Genomic DNA, 20894 nt, shown 5'->3' with positions numbered 1-20894 from the left:
CTTTTGCAAAGTAGCATCAGCGTAGGAAATCCAGAAAGAGGTTGATAGTGAGCAATCCCGCATTCCTTCATAGCGCGCTACCCATGATGCCGATCTTTGGGTCGACGGTTGTGACCGACCGTGCCGACCCGCGTCACCCGGACGTCGTCGCGCTCTACAAATCCGCAGGCCCCATCGTTGATGCGCTTGCCCCTGAGAAGCCCTCTCTGGACGAGACGCTCGACTACACGCCCGAACCGACACCGGCTCCCGGCCCTCGCATCAAGTGATGCGATTCTTTTGGTGGATGAGCGATCCACGCTCGTTGACCATCAAGGATAGCTCATAGGATCAATGATCCATCGTTTTCCCGCTTAGTTAGGAGTTTCCAAATGGACGATCCGGTTCAGGGCGATCAGCTCAAGAGCATTGTCGAGCGCATCGAGCGTCTAGAAGAAGAAAAGAAGACGATCGCCGATGATATCAAGGAAGTATATGCTGAAGCAAAAGGCAGTGGCTACGACGTAAAAGTGCTACGCAAGGTAGTTGCTCTGCGCAAACGAGATCTCGACGAAAGAAAAGAAGAAGAAGCGATTCTCGATCTATACTTGCAGGCTGTCGGTGAGACTGCCTAAAAATAAGGCATGAATCCCAGAATAGCGAAACTTAGATCGCTGATTACTTGTTATACGCATAGAAAGGCCCGGCGCGCAAGCCCCGGGCCTTTCTCGTTAGCGCTTGAGAAAAATCTGGGGGATGAGGTCGGGGATCGAGGGATTCATTCCTTGATGAAGGCTCACTCTTGAAGGACCGTGTTTCCTCAATTTCTGGGAACGATCCAAGGATCGAGATGACAACCTCCTATCCGTCCGTGAACAAGCTTTTCCTCGTCGGCGCCATTCACGCCGCGCCGACCGTTGCCCTTCAAGGGCGCTCCCGCGTCACGACGATCGGCATTCGCACGCTCGACGACGAGTCGGAGCTCGTGCATCGGGTGGTGATCAACGAAGAAATGCTGATCCAGCCGATCTTCGACCAGCTCTCTGAGGGGCGCCTGATCCAGGTCGAGGGCCGTCTCGACTATGACGACAAGGGGGCGTTCGTCTCGGTTCCCGCTCGCCGAGGCTTCGACGTCCAGATCCTCGGCGGCGAAGCCCGGCCGGTGGTCAAGGCGTCGGACGCTGGTCGCGAGCCTGCAGCTACCCCTGCGAGCTCCAACAATGGCTCTCCTGCGGCTCAGCGACTATCGGAGCCGGCAAGTGCCGCTCCAACCGCCACGCAGGCGTCCCAGCCGGCTTCTCGGCCGGGCCCAGGTCCGTTGCCGCCAGGGCCGCGGACCGGTCTGGGTGGCCTCGCAGCCGCCGCGACGAAATCGAACCAAGCGGATGATGACACCGGTGCTCCCGACGATGGCGGAGATGCGGAGGCTGGGCACTCGACTACTGCAAACGCTGCGCCCCCCTCTGCGCAGCGTTCTGGTCCTCCTGGAGCTCGCCCGGCGCCTCCGGCGGGCGGGGCTCCGCGCCCGCAGCCTGCGCCTTCCTCGCTCGCGAATGGCGCTGCCCGGCCGACGCCGCCGGCTCGACCCGGATCCTCGCCCAGGCCGGCATCGAGTTATGGCTCTGGAAGCCAGACGCATGACCGCAGCCGCGTGACGCTTCCTTCGTCAAGTCTCGACGACGACATACCCTTCTAAGTCCCTAGAAACATTGACAAAAAGGGATTAGGAGAGAGAATATGGCGAAGGGCAAATCCAGCGGCTTGTCGACCCATGCGGTCATGGCGCAGAGACATGAGGCGATAGACAGCCTCGATTTCTTCCCAACACCTCCGTGGGCAACCAGGGCCTTCTTCGAGGACGTCCTATTCGCCCGGGAGAAGGACGAGGAGACGGGGCTGCCGCTGATCAAGTTCCGGCCTCTGTTCGGCGGAGGCGAGTTGCAGCGCGGCGCTGGCCCCGTCCAGTCGCTGTCCGTCTGGGACCCGGCGGCTGGCGAGGGTCATATGACCGAGGTGCAGAAGGAGTATGTCTCCCGCGTCTACGCATCCGACGTCCATGACTACGGCCGCGGCTACGATGTCGGAAGCTATGTCGGCGAGGGCGCGGACGTGGCCGGGCTCCAAGATGAGGTGGACATCGTCGCGACCAATCCGCCTTTCAACCTGGCGGTGGAGTTCGTCGAGCGCGCTCTGACGGAAGCTCGCAAGATCGTGGCTATGTTGCTGCGCACGGTCTGGGTAGAAGGCAAGGACCGCTATCAGCGCATCTTCCTGCCCTGCGCTCCGGATATCATCGCTCAGTACTCCGAGCGCGTGCCGATGACGAAGGGCTGCTGGGATCCCGACGCCAGCACCGCCACCGCCTACGCCTGGTTCATCTGGATCACCGATCCGAAGCTGCGTGCCATCCCGCGGATCCCTGGCGTCTCCAGCACGATCTGGATCCCATATGGCGCCGAGGCTCGCTACACCCGTCTCGATGACAGGGCCCGCTTCGGCAAGCCGAAGCCGCCGCGCCCGGAGCAGACCTATGCGGACATGTACGAGAGCGATCTGTTCGCCCCCGCGCCCATGCCCGTGATGTGAAAACGAGAAATCCGTGGACGGCGAGCCCCTGGCTCAATCCTTGGCAGCGCTATCCCTAGTGGGCATGTTGACCAATATGGCTAGTGTGCACAACATTTAGTAGTTCTGTCTTTCGAATCGGACATGCAAGGTCATTGTCCAGACCAACGATTCGGGCTCTGCTGCAAGGATTGAGGTTCCTGATCCTTGTGGCGCTCGATGCCACCCTGACGAGGTCACCATGAAGTTCCAGCGTTTCTTCACCAAGGCGACTGCGGGCGCCTACGGCGCGATCGCCTTCCGCAAGGCAAATTCCGAGATCAAGAACCCCGATGGGTCGGTCGTCTTCAGCGCCCGTGACATGGAGGTCCCCGAGAACTTCAGCCAGGTCGCGGTCGACATCATCGCGCAGAAGTACTTCCGCCGCGCCGGCGTCCCGGCTCGCCTGAAGAAGGTCGAGGAAGAGAGCGTTCCGTCCTGGCTGTGGCGTTCCGTCGCCGACGAGGCGGCCCTCGCGGAGCTGCCGGAGGGCGAGCGCTACGGCGGCGAGCAGAACGCGGTGCAGGTGTTCGATCGTCTGGTCGGCTGCTGGACCTACTGGGGCTGGAAGGGCGGCTACTTCTCCTCGGAGGAGGACGCCCACGTCTTCCACGACGAGCTGCGCTATATGCTCGCCAAGCAAATGGCAGCGCCGAACTCGCCGCAGTGGTTCAACACGGGCCTTCACTGGGCCTACGGCATCGATGGCCCGGGGCAGGGGCATTTCTACGTCGATCCCTTCACGAGCCAGCTCGTGGCGTCGGCATCGAGCTATGAGCATCCCCAGCCCCATGCCTGTTTCATCCAGTCGATCACCGACGACCTCGTGAACGCGGGCGGCATCATGGACCTCTGGGTCCGTGAGGCGCGTCTCTTCAAGTATGGCTCCGGCACCGGCACCAACTTCTCGAACTTGCGCGGCGAGAGCGAAAAGCTCTCGGGCGGCGGCAAGTCGTCGGGTGTCATGTCGTTCCTCAAGATCGGCGACCGCGCGGCCGGCGCCATCAAGTCGGGCGGAACCACTCGCCGCGCGGCCAAGATGGTCGTGCTCGACATCGATCATCCCGACATCGAGACCTACATCGACTGGAAGGTGAAGGAGGAGCAGAAGGTCGCGGCGCTCGTCACCGGCTCCAAGATCGTCAAGAAGCACCTGCTCGCGATCATGGCTGCAGCCCGGGACGGCGAAGGTCGCCTCGAGGTCGATCCGACCAAGAACCAGCCCTTGAAACGCGCGATCAAGCTCGCCCGCAAGGATGTCGTCCCGGACAACTACATCAAGCGCGTCCTGCAGTTCGCCAAGCAGGGCTACAACGAGCTGGATTTTGCCACCTACGACACCGACTGGGATTCGGAGGCCTACAACACGGTCGCCGGCCAGAACTCGAACAACTCCGTCTCGCTGAGCGACGAATTCCTGCGCGCCGTCGAGAAGGACGGCGACTGGAACCTCATCCGCCGGACCGATCGGAAGGTTCACAAGACGCTGAAGGCCCGCGATCTCTGGGAGAAGATCGGCTACGCCGCCTGGGCGTCGGCGGATCCCGGCCTGCACTTCAACACGACCATGAACGACTGGCACACCTGCCCGGCTGGCGGCCGCATCAACGGCTCGAACCCGTGCTCGGAGTACATGTTCCTGGACGATACGGCCTGCAACTTGGCCTCGCTCAACCTCCTCACCTACTACGATCCGGAGACCCGCACCTTCGACGTGAAGGGCTATCGCCACTCCAACCGCTTCTGGACCCTTGTCCTGGAGATCTCGGTCATGATGGCCCAGTTCCCGTCCTCGGAGATCGCGCTGCGTTCGTTCGACTACCGGACGCTCGGCCTCGGCTACGCCAATATCGGCGGCCTGCTGATGACGATGGGCATCCCCTACGACTCCAACGAGGGGCGCGTCATCAACGCTGCTCTGACCGCGGTCATGACGGGCGACGCCTACGCAACCTCGGCTGAGATCGCCGGCGAGCTCGGCACCTTCCGCCGCTATCCGGAGAACGCCGAGAACATGATGCGGGTCATCCGCAATCATCGGCTCGCCGCTCACGGCCGTTCGACCGGCTATGAAGGCCTGTCCGTCACACCGGTCCCGCTGGACCACGGCGTGCTGAAGAGCATGATCCAGAAGGACGGAGACATGTTCGACGCCCTCTCGCAGGCCGCGGGCAAGGCGTGGGACAATGCGCTGAAGCTCGGCGAGAAGCACGGCTACCGCAACGCCCAGACCACCTGTATCGCCCCGACCGGCACGATCGGGCTGCTGATGGACTGCGACACCACCGGCATCGAGCCCGACTTCGCTCTGGTGAAGTTCAAGAAGCTGGCCGGCGGCGGCTACTTCAAGATCATCAACCAGGCTGTGCCCGGCGCGCTGCGCGCCCTGGGCTACGGCGAAAGCCAGATCGCCGAGATCGAGGTCTATGCCGTCGGCCACGGCAACATCGACCAGGCGCCGGCGATCAACCCCACGACGCTGGCCGCGAAGGGATTTGGCGAATCCCAACTGGCGAAGTTGAAGGAGGCCCTGAAGAGCGCCTTCGACATCAAGTTCGCCTTCAACAAGTGGACGCTGGGCGAGGACTTCCTGCTCGACACCATCAAGGTGCCGGCCGAGAAGCTCGCGGATCCGACCTTCGAGCTCCTTCCGTTCCTTGGCTTTAGCAAGGCCGAGATCGAGGCTGCGAACATCCACGTCTGCGGCGCGATGACCGTCGAGGGCGCCCCGCACCTGAAGGACGCGGACCTGGCCGTGTTCGACTGCGCCAACCCGTGCGGCCGCACCGGCAAGCGCTATCTGTCGGTCGAGAGCCACATCCGCATGATGGCGGCAGCGCAGCCGTTCATCTCGGGTGCGATCTCGAAGACGATCAACATGCCGAATGACGCGACCGTCGAGGACTGCAAGAGCGCCTACATGCTCTCGTGGAAGCTGGCGCTTAAGGCCAACGCCCTTTACCGCGACGGCTCCAAGCTCTCCCAGCCGCTGAACTCTGCGCTGATCTCGGAGGATGATGAGGACGCCGACGACGCGATCGACGCCTTCCATGAGCAGCCGATGGCCGCTCGCGCCGCCCAGGTCACCGAGCGCATCGTCGAGAAGGTTGTCGAGCGCGTTGAGCGCAAGCGCGAACGCGAGAGGATGCCTGATCGCCGAACCGGCTACACCCAGAAGGCCGTGGTCGGAGGTCACAAGGTATTCCTCCGGACCGGCGAGTATAAGGACGGGCGCCTCGGGGAGATATTCCTGGACATGCACAAGGAGGGAGCGGCGTTCAGGGCGATGATGAACAACTTCGCCATCGCGGTCTCTCTCGGCCTGCAGTACGGCGTGCCGTTGGAAGAATATGTCGATGCTTTCACGAACACTCGTTTCGAGCCGGCCGGATTGGTTTCCGGCAACGAGACGATCAAGATGGCATCGTCGCTGCTCGATTACGTCTTCCGCGAGCTCGCGATCTCCTATCTCCAGCGATTTGAATTCGCGAACGTGAAGCCGGACGAGGATCCCTCGCCGACAACCGTCGGCCTTCCGGTCTCGACCGGTCTCGTGCGCGGTCGGGTGACCGAGCACCTGCGTGTCGTCGAAGGTTCCGTGGTGCGCCAGGAGGCTCCTTCTGAGCTCGGCCGCGGCGTTGTCGTCGCCTTGGACGGAAACGCCGCGCTCAAGGTCGAGCCAGTTCGCGCCGCGGAGACGGAGCGAACCGTCGAGGCTACCGTTCTCAAACTCTTCGAGAACGCGCCGAAGCCTGCGGAAGCGCAACAGCGGGAGGAAGCGAAGGCAATGGGTTTTACGGGCGAGATCTGCGAAAACCCGGCCTGTAACTCCCCGAGGATGCGGAAAACGGGCACTTGCAGTGTTTGTGCCGATTGCGGCACCTCTGGGTCGTGCGGATAACACACGGGCAAATACGCGGAATCGACAGGATCAAACCCTGGCGACAAAGCCCCGGTCGGAAATCCGGCCGGGGCTTTTGCGTGCGAGAACTCTTCTGTCTTTCGAAGATCGATCCCACTGTTGGCGCGAGTTACGATCCTTCATTGCAAGAGGTTTGATATGCCCGAGATGACGAAGGCCGCCGTCGAGGCGGCTGTGCTGGGTGACTATGAGGCGCTCAAAGGCCAAGTCGTCCTGGCTCGCACCATCGAGTGCTACGACGACGACGCAAACAACGTGACCGTCGAATGCGACCCACCGGCCGTCTGCCGCATCGAGCCTTACCCAGATGCCGAGGTCCGGGACAACCTCCTCCGGTGGACAGACGAAGAGAATTGCGACCCGATCCTCAACTTGGTCGTCTTGGAGAAACATCCTGCCTTCGCCGGCGTCCGGCCGTCGTGGATTTACGGCACCACGCGCAGCTTGGACGGAACAACCCAGGCCGCCGGATTCGAACTGGCGGATGCCACCATTCAGGCGCGCTATGTGGGTGCCAAAGCCTTGCCATATCAGACCGGCGCTTGTGCGCCGGAGGGAGCTGAGCCGAGCTTCCAGAGGACCTTCGGCTAACCTTGGCGGCCCCGAGCCCACGGCTCGGGGCCTGGGGGTGTCATGCTGATCAGGCCGGCAGATTGAAGCTGGACATCGGGGTGTAGGACTGGATCACTCGGTTGTGGACGACGCGGGTGAGGGCCCGCCCCTTGTCATTGGTCATGACGGTGCCGTCGATCGCTTCCCGAACCTTCGCCCCGATCTTGAGGTTGAGCTTCTTCTTCCTCGGATTGTCGTGCTTATAGGGGTCGCCTCCGACCACCTGGGCATAGGCAGCTGCGAACTTTTCTTCCTGCATCAGCTGGACGAGTACTTCGTCGGTGATGGCCTCGGAGAACTTGCCAGCCTTCACGAGGCCGACCGCCATTGCGGCGACGTCCTTGAGGATCTCAAGGGTCTTCACCTGGAGCGCCGCCTCTTCCTTGTCCAGGACCCCCAACTTGATGAGGTAGTCGAGCAGGGCCTCGTGAACCACCTCGCTCAACGGTCGATTGAGCTCCTGCACCTTCGTGTCGATCGCCGGGTCCAAGCGAACCGAGCGCTTCACCATCAAGTCTGCCATCTACAACCTCCCAAACGGTAATGTCCGACATCGACTGTGATAATGTCCGACATTACATATGACAGTGTCGGACGCTGTCAAGGGGTGCCTGAAGATTCTCGATCGCCGGCTCCGGTGTTCCAAATTATGGGTGGGAAGTGGCTCAAGTTATGGGTTCGAGTTCCGAGATATGGTTTCGCGTTCGGAAGAGTTCTGTGTTCTCAACAGCCGCAGTTTCACGATTTGGCTTCGTTGCGGCCGCGGTGCCTTTCGTCGGCCCGCGGTAGGATCCTCGAACGACAGACCCGTGAGGATTCCATGACCGAGTTCGTTTTCACCATTGCCGTGCCGACCGACCTGGACCCGTCCGGGGTTGCGGTGACCACCGTACCGGTCACGAAAGGTGTCCGTCTGCAGACGCAGGTCGCCGAGGCCATGCGGAGTGCGAACCGGGCGATATCGAGCCGCTATGTCGATTACGACGCCTTCCTCAAAAAGGGTGGCGACTCGGCGTACCTCGACCGAATGGATACGGTAGGCGAAAAGCTGCGCTTCCAAAAACTAGCCTTCGCCGGCGGCGGCGAGACCAAGATTTGGCCGATGGAGGGGCACTTCGACGAGGAGGAAATCAGCCACGAAGAGGTGATTGAGGCCGCCACCGAGGAAGAGGCCAAGGTGATCATGGCATTCAACACCGTGCTCCTCGCCGGCATGCCAGCCGCCTTCGAATACGAACGGACGACCACGTCCATTCCCATCCTCGAATACGCCGAATCCATGGAAGCGTGCGATTGCGCTCTCGCCGAGCAGCCGGACAGCGCACCTGCGGAAGAATTCGAGCAGCTCGTGGCGAACCTCGTCCGCAACGCACGTGCAGAAGGGATCGAGCTCGATGGCTTGCAGGAAGTGATCGAAGCGCTCGATGCCGCCGGCGTCGACACTGCTCCCTCGACGGCTCCTGGCCCGCGCTGACTAGCGCGAGCCTTCGGAGGCTCCAGCGGGGCCTGGGAGCCAAAGCTTGGTGCCCAGGCCGGCAAGGGCTGCCAATTGGTCGACCAGGCCGCTGCCGGCCGCCCTGACAGGCTCCTGCGGGATATCCATAGCCTCACCCTTCGTCGAGGACGAGAAGAGGTCGAGGACGCGCTCAGCGACCAACTTTTCGGAATAGGCTTTCAGGTGAGGATCGGCCGGCACCAGGACGGCGCCAGCCCCAACCCCGATCTGCGCCTCGAAAGGCACCGCGAACCCCTCCACCATGTAGCGAATGGTGTGGGCGGTACCGCCGCCGCCAGACAGCAGGCGCTGGCGGACCGCTGACGGAGCCATCCGAGGAGCCTCGCCCGGATGGCCGCGGGAATCCACGACCCACACCTTTTCGTCCACCGCAAACAGCGGCGGAAGAGCAATCTCCTCCGGCAGCCGGACAATCTCGACTGGATTATCGGTTGCCAGGATCCGCCGCGCGGCTCGTAGGCGCTGTGACGCAATCGACTCCGTTTGGATCAGCCCAACCTCCCTTCGGCGGAAGAAGTGCGAATTTCGAGCAAGCCAAAGGCGCGTTGGCACCAGGAACCCGCCCATCATTGCTTCCGCCGCGGCCACATCGCGCTCGGCCTGGGCGCGAGATTGCTCACGAACGAAGTCGATAGCTGCCTCTTCTGTGGAAAAGCTGCGCTGGCCCGCGGAGACCAACCGATCAGAGCCGAGCAACTCGACGATCGGCTCGCGCCAATCACCGCTGTGCACATAGGTTGCGCCAAGCGCACGGATTGCCTGTGTCCGGGAGAGCGAGGCCTCAAGGGTCGGCACGAGTGCTGTTCCTTCATGATATCGGTCGCCACGCATACACGCGACGAGATCAGATGATCGGGAAGGATAGCTCGATAGAAGCGGCCGGCCCGAACGCTGAATGCCGATGAGGACCAGAAATCCGGGGATGAGGTCACATGCGAAGCGCGGGCGCTTCGTCATCCAAGAATGAGAGCGGGCGGATGTCGTTGTCGTCGGACTCGATCGAGCCGAGTGCCGGACGCACGAGCTCTTCGAAAGCGTCCTCGAAGCCCATGGGGACGATCAGCGGCGCAAACTTGGCCATGCGGGCGAGCGCGTTCCCGTGGGATGCGAGCCGAGCAACGTTCTCCGCGACTTCCTGCTGGAAATGGCGCTCAAGCGCGGCCTTGGTATGGGGGCCTGCCGTCTCCAGGTCGATAAAGGTGTCCTTGTCGCTCGCATTGAGGGCACCGGCCAGTATTGCCTCGTTGCCGCGCGGCGCATGGATCAGCGCCACGGAGGCAGCATGCTTCAGCAGATCGTCTGTGGTCAGGAGATCGGGTGAACTAGCCGCTGACACCGCGGCGCGGATCGCCGACCAGGTCTGGGGCGGGCAGGAGCCTTCTTTATTCCAGCGCGCAGCGCCGGCCTCCCGAAACGCGGCGAAGCGGAGAGCTGCAGCCGGGTCGCCGCCCGAGCGAAGAAATGCCGTCGTGGCGGCCGCGTCGGCGAAGCACTCCTCGAGGTGCCGTGCCACCTCCGAGTTTCGAGAGACCGTTCCGAGATAGCGAGCCGCGAAGCTCAGCGAGATCTCGCGGAACGAGGAGAGCCTGCGTGCATCATCAGAGGAGATAGCCGGGAAGGCGTACTCGGAATGCCAGGCGCCACCGATGCGCGCGCAAAACGTCGCACCCGTCAGGAACGGTGAGTAGGGGATGACGAAGTCCACGGACGGCGTCTTCGCTCCGCGGCCGAGCCCCAGGAGCGTCCGCCGGCATGCCGGCTGGAAGGCGTCTGCCATGAGGGCCTTGAGATCCGAGAGCGCACCGCGCTCGCCGGATGCATCGGCTGGCAGAACAGCGTCGACCAGGTCGCGGTCCGTCCAGGCTGCCGCAGCGAGAGCGAGCGGATCCACGACGTTGAGGGCAAGGCCGAGCCGAGCCGCTTCCGGCTCAAGGATGCTCAGAGCCCATCGGAGGTCGGGATCCTTGATGATCGGAGTGCGTTCGATGATCCCGCCGACACCAGGTCGGATGAGAGCAGGGCCCGTCCCGTCAAGGAGGTAGGCGAGCATCCGTGCTGTGACGTCTGGCCGACCGAACGGAATGATCTTGGTGCGCTTGCCCTTGAGCATGCGCTTGGCAACGTCGGGGACGAGCTCGATGCGATTTTCGCCTGAGCTATCGTCGAGGATGCCAATGACGTCAGCGCCGATGCGCGGCATCACTTCACCCTCGAACTGGACGCGCAGCACGCTTCCATCGGTCAAGGCCACCGTATGCCTTTGACCGCCGATGCGTCCGCGAACCGTTCCGAGAATGAGGCGCTGCGCCATGCTCAGAAGCCCGGACTCGGCGCGAAATCCCCGATGAAGCTGACCGGATACTCGCGCGAGGTGAGCGTCTCGAAGCTCATCTCCTTGAGAACTACAGCGTCGGGAGAAAGCTCAATGGCGAGTTCCAGCATGTCCGCGTCGACCGCAGTCAGTCTCCGGATACCATCAGTGCCTTCGAGGTAGGCGCCTTCCTTGTCACGACCGACCTCAAGGTACACGCCCTCAGAATCGCGGCCGATGCCCGTGTAGAGCGGAGGGCCGTCCTGTTGGACCTCGTCGACGCATACAACGAGCACGGAGCCCTGAAGGTCGGGGTCAAGAATGAGGGCTGCTGCGTCGCGGATGGAGGTGTCGAGTTCGGTCGTCATTGGCTCGCCAATCGATGTCATCACGACAGGTTGCTGCGCGAGCTTGAAAGTCACCAGATCGCCTTCAAGCGATCGCATCGAAGAATGAGAGCTGCGCCGGCGCCGGCGCTTTTCTCTTCCTTGGCTTGGTCACCTCCGGTTCAGTCCGCCACGGCTTCAGAGGAGCGAAGGTCATCCGGTGCTGAGGGCTGGGACCGAGGCGGGATAGCGCCTCAAGATGCGCGTCCGTTCCGTAGCCGTCATGGGTTGCGAACCCATAGCCAGGCAGGGCCTGATCAAGCCGCTTCATCAGCCGGGAGCGAGACTCCTTTGCCACGATACTGGCTGCGGCGATTGTGAGGCTTCGCCGGTCTCCGCCGACATACGCAGAGGCGAGACACGGCAGTTCCTGCGGAATGATGTTTCCATCGATGCAAGCGTATCCCGGCCGCATCGGCAGCTCGTGAATAGCCAATCGCATGGCCTTCATCGTCGCGATCAGGATGTTCGTGCTATCGATCTCTGACGCTTCAACGAAGGCGACGCCCACCCCGAGAGCCTTCTCCATGATGAGATCGTAGAGCTCGCTTCGGCGCGCCGCCGAGAGCTTCTTCGAGTCATCCACACCATCGGGCAGGTCATTCGGATTCAGGATCACGGACGCAGCCGTGACTGCTCCAGCGAGACAGCCGCGCCCAGCCTCGTCAACTCCGCAAATTAACCGGTGGCCGGCCACGATGAGGCCGCTCTCGATCGAAAAATCCGGCATGGGTTCCCGATCCTTGAGACCTCAGGGCGTTGGAGCTGGAGCCAGAAATTCAGACGCCCGCAGCCCGTAGAACGCCTTCTCCTCGCGAGCTTCGAAAGTGGTGAAGGAAATATGCACACCGAGCTCGATCAGGCGCGCAGAAAATGCCTCGTCGCATGCGGCGGGGTAGGCGCGCTTCGGGGGTGGAAGAAGTTTGGCGGGAAGCTCGACGCCCGAGACCAGGATTGAATCCGTGCTGGAAGACAGCTCCGACCTCGTGATCTCGCTCGCGTCGACGATGCGGATTTCGCCGGCGGGTTTCGGGCCACCGTAGACGAAGAGATTGAGCTGGCCGTCTTCGCTATAGACGTGCCAGGTCCTGTTCTGACCCCAGTCGATCGCCGCGCTCCAGCCATAAAGCAGAGTGCGATCCGGACCGTCGTCGACGGAAATGCGTGGCTCAGCGTCCACCGGAGTCAGGTTCTTGATACGGGCGAAGGCTTCTTCGTTCATGTCGATTCTCGCTCAGGCCTGATGCGTCATCCTCGCACCGTCTCCTGAAATCGACGAAGACGAAGGTGCAGGTGCGATTTCAAGCGCGCCGAACAGGTAGCAGTTCCAGTTCTCCGTCGCCCGTATCCAGTCTGCGCGCGCCTGATCCTCATCGTCGTAGACGAGATCTCCGACATCGGCGTCTTCGAAACGCAGCAGGAACTGCCGCTGGCGCTGATCGCTGGGTTGGCACCATTGGGCGCCAACGACGACGGATGGCGCGGGCAGCGGAAGGCGTGGCTCGGGAGTGATCGGTTGAGCGAGCGAAATCGGATCGCTGGCTTCCCAGAGCGCGCGTTTGATTTCCGCTTTCGCGAGGACCATGCCTGCGTCGCCGCTCTCGAAAGAGGGGACCGCGTCACAGTTGACAGGAAGCCCCTCGAACAGATCGCTCCCCAAAGTGCGTCCGACGGCGCGGCTGTCCTCCAGCGTCTGTCCTGTGAGCTGCCCGCGCCATGCGAAGCCCAGATCGAAAGCCGAGACGATCCGGTTCCGGAGATCGGCGATGAAGTCGTCACGGCGCTCGATCACCTGAACGAGGATCTCGTCGACAGGCAGGTCCACCTGGCCGCGCGCTCGCAACACTGCAAGCGCGGCGGTAATCACCTGGAGGGCTTCTATCTCGGTCGGATCGCGGCGCAATTCCGAGCTGGCCTCGGCAGGTCTGTAGGAGAGACCGTCGACCGGATCGACATAGAAGAAACCTGTCAGCGCAGCGGGATCGGAAACAGCAGGCACAGGCTGCATCACGCTGCTACGCATTCCGAACCGGGGCGGGCGAAAAGCCCTTCGAGTGCGATCTGAACCGACGATACCCAGGCAGTAAACCTCCGTAATTGGAAGCGCTCCGTCGTGGGATCGAGGTTGGCTTCACGCCGAATTTCACCGAGGACGCCATCCTTGTTCCTGAGAAAATCGACGACCGTGTAGCCTCTCGCACGGGCATAGGCGAAGAGCATGCAGTCGCAGTAGGGGATACGGATCACCTTCACCCCCCAGCCGCGGGCATCGTCGAGGAGCGCGGGGAGATCGCGGCCGTTCTCGTAGGGCAGGTAACCCTGCTCGCCGCCCGCAGTGTCGTTGAGAACCAGGAAGAGCTCTCCACCCAAAGCATCGCGAGCGTCTCTCAACGCCGCGTGAGCGGAGCGGATCGCGAGGTCATCGGGCGTCGCCACGGCGACAAAGCGGAAGGCTATGCCGTCCTCGCGGGCGAACTCGCGAACCGTGTTGTGACGTGCCCAATCCATCAGGCTCGTTGTCGTGTTGGCGCCCAAATCGGTGATGGAATCGCCCGACGCCCAGACGGAATAGGCGCTGTTGTAGCGCGACTCATTGAGCCACCTGTTGGCCGAGCTCTCCGCGATGGAGGCCGACGCCGGCAGGGATACCGACATCCGGTCTTCCCCCAAAAGGCCGCTCAGCCGACGCTGGTGGTCGACTTCGACAACGTTGACGCGCGGAACGTCTGGGGCGTCGGCGCGAGCAATGTCGTGCGCCTGAACCAGGAGGTTCGCCAGCAAAGATTTGCCCACGCCCCCCTTGTCGCTACCGATGATTGTGCATGCACGAAGGTTCATAATCGTCCCCAGGCGGGAGGCTTATAGCAGGTCTGGACCGAAACAATCCTTTCTGCGACGCTCTCGTCAAGGACGGAGCAATCAATCCATACGATTCACGGTGGATGGGGCTTTGCGAGGTTAGAATGGCCAGCTTCCACGATCACGGCACGGTCCGCATTTACGAAACTGCCGACGGCTTCGAGGTCTTTTCGCCGCGCTTCGACCTGGCGACCCGTGAGGTCCTGCGTAGCCTGAAGGCCTATTTCGACGGGGCCAGGCGCTCCTGGCGGGTGGTGCCGCGGTACACCCGCTCGAAGCCCGAGGACGTGCTGGAAAAGCTGCAGAAGGGCCTGGAAGGCGCGGCGCCAGACGGCTGGCTCGCGAAGGTTGCGGCCATGTCCAAGATGCGCACGACGACGCGCCGGTTCTCCATGAGCATCGGTCTCGGCGGAATCCGCGTCGAGGTTCCTCCGGGTCACAAGCACGAATGGACGCTCAAGAACCTCGACAAGCAGAAAATGGCCGAACGAGACGGCGTCTCGTACCTCGTGCCGGCCGCCTATTGCACGAACGCCACCGTCGTCGAGGTCCTGAAGACCATTGCAGAGGATGATCGCTCAGCACTGGCCACCGCCGTCGATTATTTGGAGGAATTCACCCTCCGCGGAGAGCTCTCTCTCGCTCCCGAAGAAGTCGAAATGTTCGGACTTGACCAGCCCGCGAACAGTATCGTGTTCGCGGAACCGTCGTTCGTCAGGGCTGCGGACGGGTCAATCCCCTCGGAGCCAATCGACGCTTACCCATTGCGGTTGCTGATGTTCAAGCCCGCAGAAGGCGGCGGAGAGGCGAAGTTCGCATTCATCACTGGTATCGAAGCCTGGAAAATCATCCGGCAGCGCAACGCCGGCGACATGCCTGGAAAAGCTCTGGCATCGCGCCAGTGCAAAGGGCACTGGGCTCGGCGCCGCGGTTGAAACGGGGGCGCTATTCACGGATTTCTTCTCACTCTGGAAGAATCTGTTTTGTGGCTTTCAGGAACGACCTCAACAATCCTTAACAAGGATTAATTGTGAGGAACTCCCATGCAGCCGGCTCGTAGCCAGGATCGCCGCAAGCCCAATTCCAAGCAGCCACGCTCTCCGAGCGCTCGGCAGGCGTCACCCGCGCGCACCCGGCCGATCCAGGATTTCGAGACCGAGATCCTGCCGAACCTCGAAGCTGCCCGAGCCGAATGGCTCGCAAAGGCTCGACTCGTCGCCCTTGAGCTCGTCAAGGAACGCGGCCAGATCACCTCCGACGACGTTCGCGAGAAGTGCCCGATCCCTGCCGGCGTCGATCCACGCTGCATCGGCCCGCTGTTCCGTGATCCGATGTGGGAGCTCGTCGGCTATGTTCGTTCGAAGCGGAAGATCTGCCATCATCACCCGATCGGCCTTTGGCAGCTGAAGAACGACCAGCGCGCGAAGGCTGCCTAGGCGAAAGCGTTCCTGGCTTGCATCGGGCCGATCTAGGCTTCGTCGAACATCACCGAACCCCGGAATGACGATGCCCAAGATCGGCAACTACCACTACTCCGACGGCAACATTGCCAGGCTGACATTCGGCATCGATCGAGCCATCACCATCGTTCAGTACGATGCATTCGAGGCGATGGGCCTGATTGGATCAGAGGTCAACGGCATCGCCGTCCTTGACGACGACAACGTCTCCGTCGTCATCGATCGTCACATGATCGCTGCGCGAAAATCCGCGCAGATCGAGGAGTTCGAGCGAATCAAGGCGATGCCCTGGTCGCAGCTTTCGCTGTTTCTGAGGACCCACCCCCGTCTTTTCCCGGGCACGGCAGACGATCTGCTGACTGGCCGCGAGCCGGCTCGGGGAGATCTGATCAATCAGGCGCGAACCCACCGCGATGTCACCTTCGCGCCTGCTGCCGATATCCGAACGCAGGCGATGCTGGATGAGAACGCAAAGCCTGATCGAGCCTATGCCTGGCCCGCTAGCGGCCGATCTGAGGTGATCTCTTTCCTTTGCAAGCACGGCTCGCACAGCACAAACGGCGCCTTCGGCTACGCCCTCGGATGGGACATCAAGGCCACGGATTTCGACGGGACCGGCACGACGCACGAATTCACGCCCGATCCGGCGTTTTCCACGCTCTGGAAGGCGCTGATCGAGAAGGACGAACATCTCTTCTGGGATATCTGTGCCGAGGCGGTGTCGCCTTACGTCGACGGCCAGGCGCAATCATGGCCTGGTGATGACGAAGGCGATTGGTCCTTCAGGACCGAGGGTCGCAGCGGCGGGTGGCTTGTGCTGTCCAAGTGGCGCGACCACCGGATGGAGTTCAGCTCAGCCCAGGGCCTCCGCTCCTTCCTCGACGATCTTCCTGACGCCGAGCTCGTCGACCTCTACAAGGGCATCGTCTGCTTCGACAGCGACCTCGCGAACCCTGCCGATACCGTCGCATGGGGCTATTCACAGCGCCGTGCCAATCGGGAAGAGGCCTGGAAGGAGGATCCTGCCAGTGCGCTGACGCTCGCCGTGCAGTATGGCCTCCCCAAGGACGAACTCGCCGGTATCGCGAAAGCGACGAACATGACCGCGGACCAGATCGTCAGCGTGCTCGATGACGTTCAGATCGACGAGGACGCCGTGCTTGATATCGTCGAGGTCTTTGGCGGCGAGACCGAGCGCGAGCGGGTCAGCGAGCTCATCGCAGAGCGCGGCTACCGCTACGCGCCGGCATTCTGATGCGTTCTCCGGTCGCTGCAGACACGATCCCGTCCCGTGGACGGGTCTTCGAGGGGCCGTGCACGGACGGGCGGTCGGAATTCGCTCGCGACCGGCAGCGAATTATCCACTCCGCCGCTTTCCGCCGTCTGAGCCTGAAGACCCAGGTCTTCTCGCTCCCGAGCGATCATGTGAGGACGCGGCTGACGCATACGCTGGAGGTCGCGCAGATCGCCAGAGGCATCGCAGCGAGCCTCAATCTCGATCCAGAACTGTCGGAGAATGTAGCTCTTGGGCATGACTTAGGCCATCCGCCCCTCGGACATCGCGGGGAGCACTACCTGGACGAGGTTCTCGCTGCCCGAGGCGGGTTCGATCACAACGCCCAGGCGGTAGCCATCGTAGAGCGGCTGGAGCGGCGATACGCTGCATTTGATGGCTTGGACCTGACCTTCGAGGCTCTCGAAGGCATCATCGCTCACAACGGTCCTCTGGTCGGGGCTGACGGGCTTCAGATCGGGAAGCACGCCGGTAAGCCAGTCCCTGAGGACATTCGAAGGGCAGCCCGCCTCCGAGGCATTGACCTCTCGAAGCATGCCTCCGCCGAGGCACAAATTGCTGCCCTGGCCGACGACTGTGCCTACCTCGCGGCAGATCTCGAAGACGGAGTGCGCAGCGGCGTCATCGACCTGCGCCGGGTTCGCGAAGTTGAGCTGGTCGACCACGTTTGGCGCGCGTCCGGTCTGGATGCCGTCAGCGACCAGGAGCGAAAAGCTCATGAGATCTCCCGCGGCCTGATCGGAAGGATGGCCGCGGACATCGCTCAAACCTCCGCACAGCTATTGGAAGGCCTGACTCACCCGGACCAGGTTCGTGACCGCCGAGAGGCGTCAATCAGCCTGTCAGAGCCAATGGCGGCCCTGCAGAGCGAGCTGAAGTCCTGGCTGTACGCGAACCTCTATTGGAGCGACGCCGTGAAGGATGAGGCCGACGAAGCCGCCCGGAACGTCGGAGAGCTCGCAACCTGGTTCCTGGAAGAGCCGTCGTTGATGCCAGGCGAATGGAGCGAGGGGCTCGATGGAGCAGACCCTCAGGTGATCGCAGATCGTGTTCGAGATTATGTCTCGGGAATGACCGATCGATATGCAATGGCGCAGCACCGGGCGATCGCATCGGGACGATTGCTCACCCCGAGGATCTGATCAGGGCGCCGGCGCGCGCACGCCCAGATCGTCCTGCAGAGCCAAGAGCAAGTCCCCCGCATCGGAGTCAAGGCGCGGTGGGGTGACCTCCAGCCCCAGCCGCCGGGCCCGCTCATATGCCACGATCTGCCGCAATGACGACAGGCATGCCTCAAGATCTTCGTTGACCAGGAGGTAGTCGTAATCCGCTGCGTGGGAGACGTCTTCCGCCGCGGCGGCGAGCCGGCGCGCAATGACATCGTCGGAATCCTCGGCACGTCGAACCAAACGCGATCGAAGCGCGTCTGCTGAGGGAGGCAGGATGAAAACACGAACACTGTTGAGCTGATAGGCGTCCGCGATCTGTCCCGCGCCTTGCCAGTCGATATCGAAGAGGACGTCCCGGCCGCTGCGGAGTGCTGCCTCCACCGGAGCCTTCGGCGTGCCATACAGGTTTCCGTAGACCTCGGCCCATTCAATCAAGCCGCCGGCGGCCACCTCGCGCCCGAACTGAGCACGATCGACGAAGTGATAGTCGATCCCGTGTCCTTCGCTCCGGCGCCGGCCGCGCGTCGTCATCGAGACCGAAGGAACGAAGCGAGGGTCAACCTTCAGGAGAGCACGGGCAAGCGTCGACTTCCCCGCCCCGCTTGGGGAGGAAAGGGAGAGCAGCAGTCCTTGGTTCGGAAGCGACACGCGGAGAAACCCGATTGCAGTTCATCATCTCTCGGGTCGCAGGAGGAAAGGCACAATCCTTGTGAATAGCGTGAATCAGAGGACTGAATGTTTGATACTCACGTCCTCATGGATTATTCCTTAAGGCTCAGAATTCAACGGCTGACCGAGGTCGTCTCATGCGCGCGTTCTATCTCCTGATCGTCCTGGCTGCAGCGTCTCCGGCCCTCGCCGACGAAGCTTCGATCGCATCGCACCGTGCGACTTATTCGATGACCGACGAGTCGGGATCGCCGACGGGTCGCATGGAGGTGGAGTTGCTCGGCGACGCCTGCCGTGGCTACGCGATGCTCCGGCGCCTGGAGATCGACAATGATTTCGGCAAGGTCGTTCGCACGTCCGCGACCTGGGAATCCGCCGACGGCAAATCCTATTCCTTCAACGACACGCTCGAACAGGACGGGACCGAGATCAAAAGCTTCCGAGGCCAGGCCGAACGGGAGAACGACGCAACGGTCGTCCGCATCGTGGCTCCCGAGGAGCAGAGGGCGGAGCTTCCAGCCAATGTGCTTTTCCCGATCAGCCGCACGAAGGCACTGCGTTCCGCGATCGACATCAGCGGGCCCGGCGCGATCATGAAGAGCATGCCTGCCTACCTGGGCGCCCCCGGTTTCGGAACGAAGGCGGCACAGGTGTCCACCATCGTTCAGCCGAGGCGGCCGGATCCCGGCGATCTCGGCGCGCTCCAGGGACTGAAATCCTGGCATACCCGCGAGGCCTTCTTCGTCGGCGAGGCGTTCCAGGACGCCGGCCCTTCGTTCGAGATGAAGGCGACTGAGTTCGAGAACGGCGTCGTTGCTGGCTTCGAGGTCATCGAGGGCGAGCGTATTAGCCGCGGCCGCATCGAGAAGCTCGAACTCATCCCTGCCCAGCCCTGCCGCTGACCAGTAGCCTGTGAACGACGGCCGGGATCCACTTCAATCGGACTCGGCACAGTCCTAGAATCTGACGGCCGCTTCGAGGAATTTTGATGCTCGACTATGTCTTTGGTCTCGCTGGGGCCCTCATCCCGTTCTTGATCGCATTCTCGATCCTCGTGTTCTCCCACGAGTATGGGCACTATTTCGCAGCGAAATCACTCGGAATCGAGCCAACGACTTTCTCGGTGGGACTTGGCAAAGTGCTGTGGTCACGCCGGGATAGAGACGGCTGCGAATGGCAGCTGCGGGCCATCCCGATCGGCGGTTTCGTTCGCTTCCTAGGAGACCGTGACGGCATTGGGATGGTCTCCACAAGCGACCTCGATGGCAACGGAAAGCCTGATCCGAAATCCCCCTATCTCCTCCGGCGTCCGCCTCTGCATCGCGCCATCGTTTTGGCGGCAGGACCGGGCGCGAACCTGCTTCTCGGCTTTCTCGTCATCGCATCGCTGTATGTCGGATTCGGCCGACCGGTCGTTCCACCGGTCGTGCGCGAGGTTGTCGTTGGCGGCGCCGCAGAACAGGCTGGCATCCGGCCAGGTGACCGCTTTCTGAGCGTGAACGGGGTTCGCACCCACAGCTTTGGCGATATTTTCTCCGAGATCTCGCTCCGACTGAACGAGCCCGCGGTTGCACGCATAGCTCGGGGGACCGAAGAGCTCACGATCAAGGTTCAGCCCCGGGTCGAGCGCATCACGGGCATTGGGGGAACCCAGTCGATCGGCCGGATTGGCATCGTGTCGGGTGATCCCGTCCACGAGACGGTTGGTCCGATGGACGCTCTCGTCTATGGCGCCGGCGACGTCTGGAAGCAGACGCGGGCCTTCGTGATTGCGGTGAAGCAGCTCTTCATCGGCACAAGGCCGATCTCGGAGGTCGGCGGGCCGATCAAGATGGCGGAGGTGACGTCCCAGGCGATCAGCGATGGCATTGCCAACTTCGTCTTCATCCTCGCCGCCTTCTCCATCAACTTGGCGGTCGTGAATCTTGTGCCGCTGCCGGTGCTCGACGGTGGGCAGCTTCTGATCTGCGCGATCGAGGGTATCGTCAGGCGTCCTCTGAATGCCAGGTTGCTGGTCGGCATTCAGGCTGTCGGGGTTGTCCTGCTGCTTGCGCTGATGACGACCCTGACGATCAATGACCTTTGGGCTTTGTTCAGCAAGGCTTAGTGCCCC

At 62.3% G+C, this 20894-nt stretch carries 21 protein-coding genes; 12 read left to right on the top strand and 9 right to left on the bottom strand.

Annotated elements, in window-relative coordinates; genetic code table 11:
• The first annotated feature begins 83 nt into the window (after nucleotides 1–83).
• The 5 genes from OCUBac02_RS25110 (at nucleotide 84) to OCUBac02_RS25090 (ending at nucleotide 7096) form a co-directional block, all read left to right on the top strand.
• Nucleotides 84–269: a hypothetical protein gene (locus OCUBac02_RS25110; RefSeq protein WP_173050351.1), complete on the top strand. Its 186-nt coding sequence runs from the start codon at nucleotides 84–86 to the stop codon at nucleotides 267–269.
• A 102-nt stretch (nucleotides 270–371) separates the two neighbouring features.
• Nucleotides 372–614 carry a DUF2312 domain-containing protein gene (locus OCUBac02_RS25105; RefSeq protein ID WP_173050349.1) on the top strand — a complete coding sequence of 81 codons (243 nt, stop codon included), beginning with the start codon at nucleotides 372–374 and terminating at the stop codon, nucleotides 612–614.
• A 1102-nt stretch (nucleotides 615–1716) separates the two neighbouring features.
• Nucleotides 1717–2565 carry an SAM-dependent DNA methyltransferase gene (locus OCUBac02_RS25100; RefSeq protein WP_197933370.1) on the top strand — a complete coding sequence of 283 codons (849 nt, stop codon included), beginning with the start codon at nucleotides 1717–1719 and terminating at the stop codon, nucleotides 2563–2565.
• A 220-nt stretch (nucleotides 2566–2785) separates the two neighbouring features.
• Complete coding sequence (locus OCUBac02_RS25095) at nucleotides 2786–6484, top strand: vitamin B12-dependent ribonucleotide reductase (RefSeq protein WP_173050347.1); 3699 nt, start codon at nucleotides 2786–2788, stop codon at nucleotides 6482–6484.
• Between the two features lie 159 nt (nucleotides 6485–6643).
• Nucleotides 6644–7096 carry a hypothetical protein gene (locus OCUBac02_RS25090; protein ID WP_173050345.1) on the top strand — a complete coding sequence of 151 codons (453 nt, stop codon included), beginning with the start codon at nucleotides 6644–6646 and terminating at the stop codon, nucleotides 7094–7096.
• Between the two features lie 49 nt (nucleotides 7097–7145).
• Here OCUBac02_RS25090 and OCUBac02_RS25085 read toward each other — a convergent pair whose 3' ends face one another.
• Nucleotides 7146–7628, bottom strand: a complete 483-nt coding sequence (locus tag OCUBac02_RS25085) for a hypothetical protein (protein WP_173050343.1) — start codon at nucleotides 7626–7628, stop codon at nucleotides 7146–7148.
• A gap of 309 nt (nucleotides 7629–7937) precedes the next feature.
• On the opposite strand from OCUBac02_RS25085, the gene OCUBac02_RS25080 reads away from it, so the two are divergent.
• On the top strand, nucleotides 7938–8591 hold the full coding sequence (locus OCUBac02_RS25080; protein WP_173050342.1) for a hypothetical protein: 654 nt from the start codon (nucleotides 7938–7940) through the stop codon (nucleotides 8589–8591).
• On the opposite strand, the gene OCUBac02_RS25075 is transcribed toward OCUBac02_RS25080, so the two are convergent.
• From OCUBac02_RS25075 to OCUBac02_RS25045, 7 genes are all read right to left on the bottom strand, one after another.
• On the bottom strand, nucleotides 8592–9428 hold the full coding sequence (locus OCUBac02_RS25075) for a hypothetical protein (RefSeq protein ID WP_173050340.1): 837 nt from the start codon (nucleotides 9426–9428) through the stop codon (nucleotides 8592–8594).
• A gap of 133 nt (nucleotides 9429–9561) precedes the next feature.
• Nucleotides 9562–10944, bottom strand: coding sequence for a hypothetical protein (locus tag OCUBac02_RS25070; protein WP_173050338.1), 1383 nt, complete (start codon nucleotides 10942–10944; stop codon nucleotides 9562–9564).
• A 2-nt stretch (nucleotides 10945–10946) separates the two neighbouring features.
• Nucleotides 10947–11312: a hypothetical protein gene (locus OCUBac02_RS25065; RefSeq protein ID WP_173050336.1), complete on the bottom strand. Its 366-nt coding sequence runs from the start codon at nucleotides 11310–11312 to the stop codon at nucleotides 10947–10949.
• Nucleotides 11313–11376: 64 nt separating this feature from the next.
• Nucleotides 11377–12060 (bottom strand): ribonuclease HII, encoded by a 684-nt coding sequence (locus OCUBac02_RS25060; RefSeq protein ID WP_173050334.1) that lies wholly within the window; start codon nucleotides 12058–12060, stop codon nucleotides 11377–11379.
• 21 nt (nucleotides 12061–12081) lie between these two features.
• The gene (locus OCUBac02_RS25055) at nucleotides 12082–12552 is read right to left on the bottom strand and encodes a hypothetical protein (RefSeq protein ID WP_173050332.1); all 471 of its coding nucleotides are present in this window, start codon (nucleotides 12550–12552) and stop codon (nucleotides 12082–12084) included.
• Between the two features lie 12 nt (nucleotides 12553–12564).
• Nucleotides 12565–13341, bottom strand: coding sequence for a hypothetical protein (locus tag OCUBac02_RS25050; protein WP_173050330.1), 777 nt, complete (start codon nucleotides 13339–13341; stop codon nucleotides 12565–12567).
• Nucleotides 13338–14168 carry a hypothetical protein gene (locus OCUBac02_RS25045; protein WP_173050328.1) on the bottom strand — a complete coding sequence of 277 codons (831 nt, stop codon included), beginning with the start codon at nucleotides 14166–14168 and terminating at the stop codon, nucleotides 13338–13340. Before OCUBac02_RS25045 ends, OCUBac02_RS25050 begins: the two co-directional genes overlap by 4 nt.
• Nucleotides 14169–14293: 125 nt before the next feature.
• Between OCUBac02_RS25045 and OCUBac02_RS25040 the strand changes: the two genes are divergently transcribed.
• The 4 genes from OCUBac02_RS25040 (at nucleotide 14294) to OCUBac02_RS25025 (ending at nucleotide 18085) form a co-directional block, all read left to right on the top strand.
• Complete coding sequence (locus OCUBac02_RS25040) at nucleotides 14294–15124, top strand: hypothetical protein (RefSeq protein WP_173050326.1); 831 nt, start codon at nucleotides 14294–14296, stop codon at nucleotides 15122–15124.
• A 108-nt stretch (nucleotides 15125–15232) separates the two neighbouring features.
• Nucleotides 15233–15625, top strand: a complete 393-nt coding sequence (locus OCUBac02_RS25035) for a hypothetical protein (protein ID WP_173050324.1) — start codon at nucleotides 15233–15235, stop codon at nucleotides 15623–15625.
• Between the two features lie 70 nt (nucleotides 15626–15695).
• Nucleotides 15696–16904 carry a hypothetical protein gene (locus OCUBac02_RS25030; protein ID WP_173050322.1) on the top strand — a complete coding sequence of 403 codons (1209 nt, stop codon included), beginning with the start codon at nucleotides 15696–15698 and terminating at the stop codon, nucleotides 16902–16904.
• Nucleotides 16904–18085 carry a deoxyguanosinetriphosphate triphosphohydrolase family protein gene (locus tag OCUBac02_RS25025; protein ID WP_173050320.1) on the top strand — a complete coding sequence of 394 codons (1182 nt, stop codon included), beginning with the start codon at nucleotides 16904–16906 and terminating at the stop codon, nucleotides 18083–18085. Before OCUBac02_RS25030 ends, OCUBac02_RS25025 begins: the two co-directional genes overlap by 1 nt.
• Here the strand turns inward: OCUBac02_RS25025 and gmk are convergent, their stop codons facing one another.
• A complete protein-coding gene (gmk, locus tag OCUBac02_RS25020) occupies nucleotides 18086–18760 on the bottom strand; it encodes a guanylate kinase (RefSeq protein ID WP_244639330.1) in 675 nt (224 codons plus the stop codon).
• A gap of 158 nt (nucleotides 18761–18918) precedes the next feature.
• Here gmk and OCUBac02_RS25015 point away from each other — a divergent pair, with 158 nt between their 5' ends.
• Nucleotides 18919–19683 (top strand): EipB family protein, encoded by a 765-nt coding sequence (locus OCUBac02_RS25015; RefSeq protein WP_173050318.1) that lies wholly within the window; start codon nucleotides 18919–18921, stop codon nucleotides 19681–19683.
• 86 nt (nucleotides 19684–19769) lie between these two features.
• Nucleotides 19770–20888, top strand: coding sequence for a M50 family metallopeptidase (locus tag OCUBac02_RS25010; RefSeq protein ID WP_173050316.1), 1119 nt, complete (start codon nucleotides 19770–19772; stop codon nucleotides 20886–20888).
• Nucleotides 20889–20894: the final 6 nt, after the last annotated feature.

Source organism: Bosea sp. ANAM02, from assembly GCF_011764485.1.
In the GTDB taxonomy this organism is placed as follows: domain Bacteria; phylum Pseudomonadota; class Alphaproteobacteria; order Rhizobiales; family Beijerinckiaceae; genus Allobosea.
This window is presented reverse-complemented; position numbering and strand designations above follow the sequence as displayed.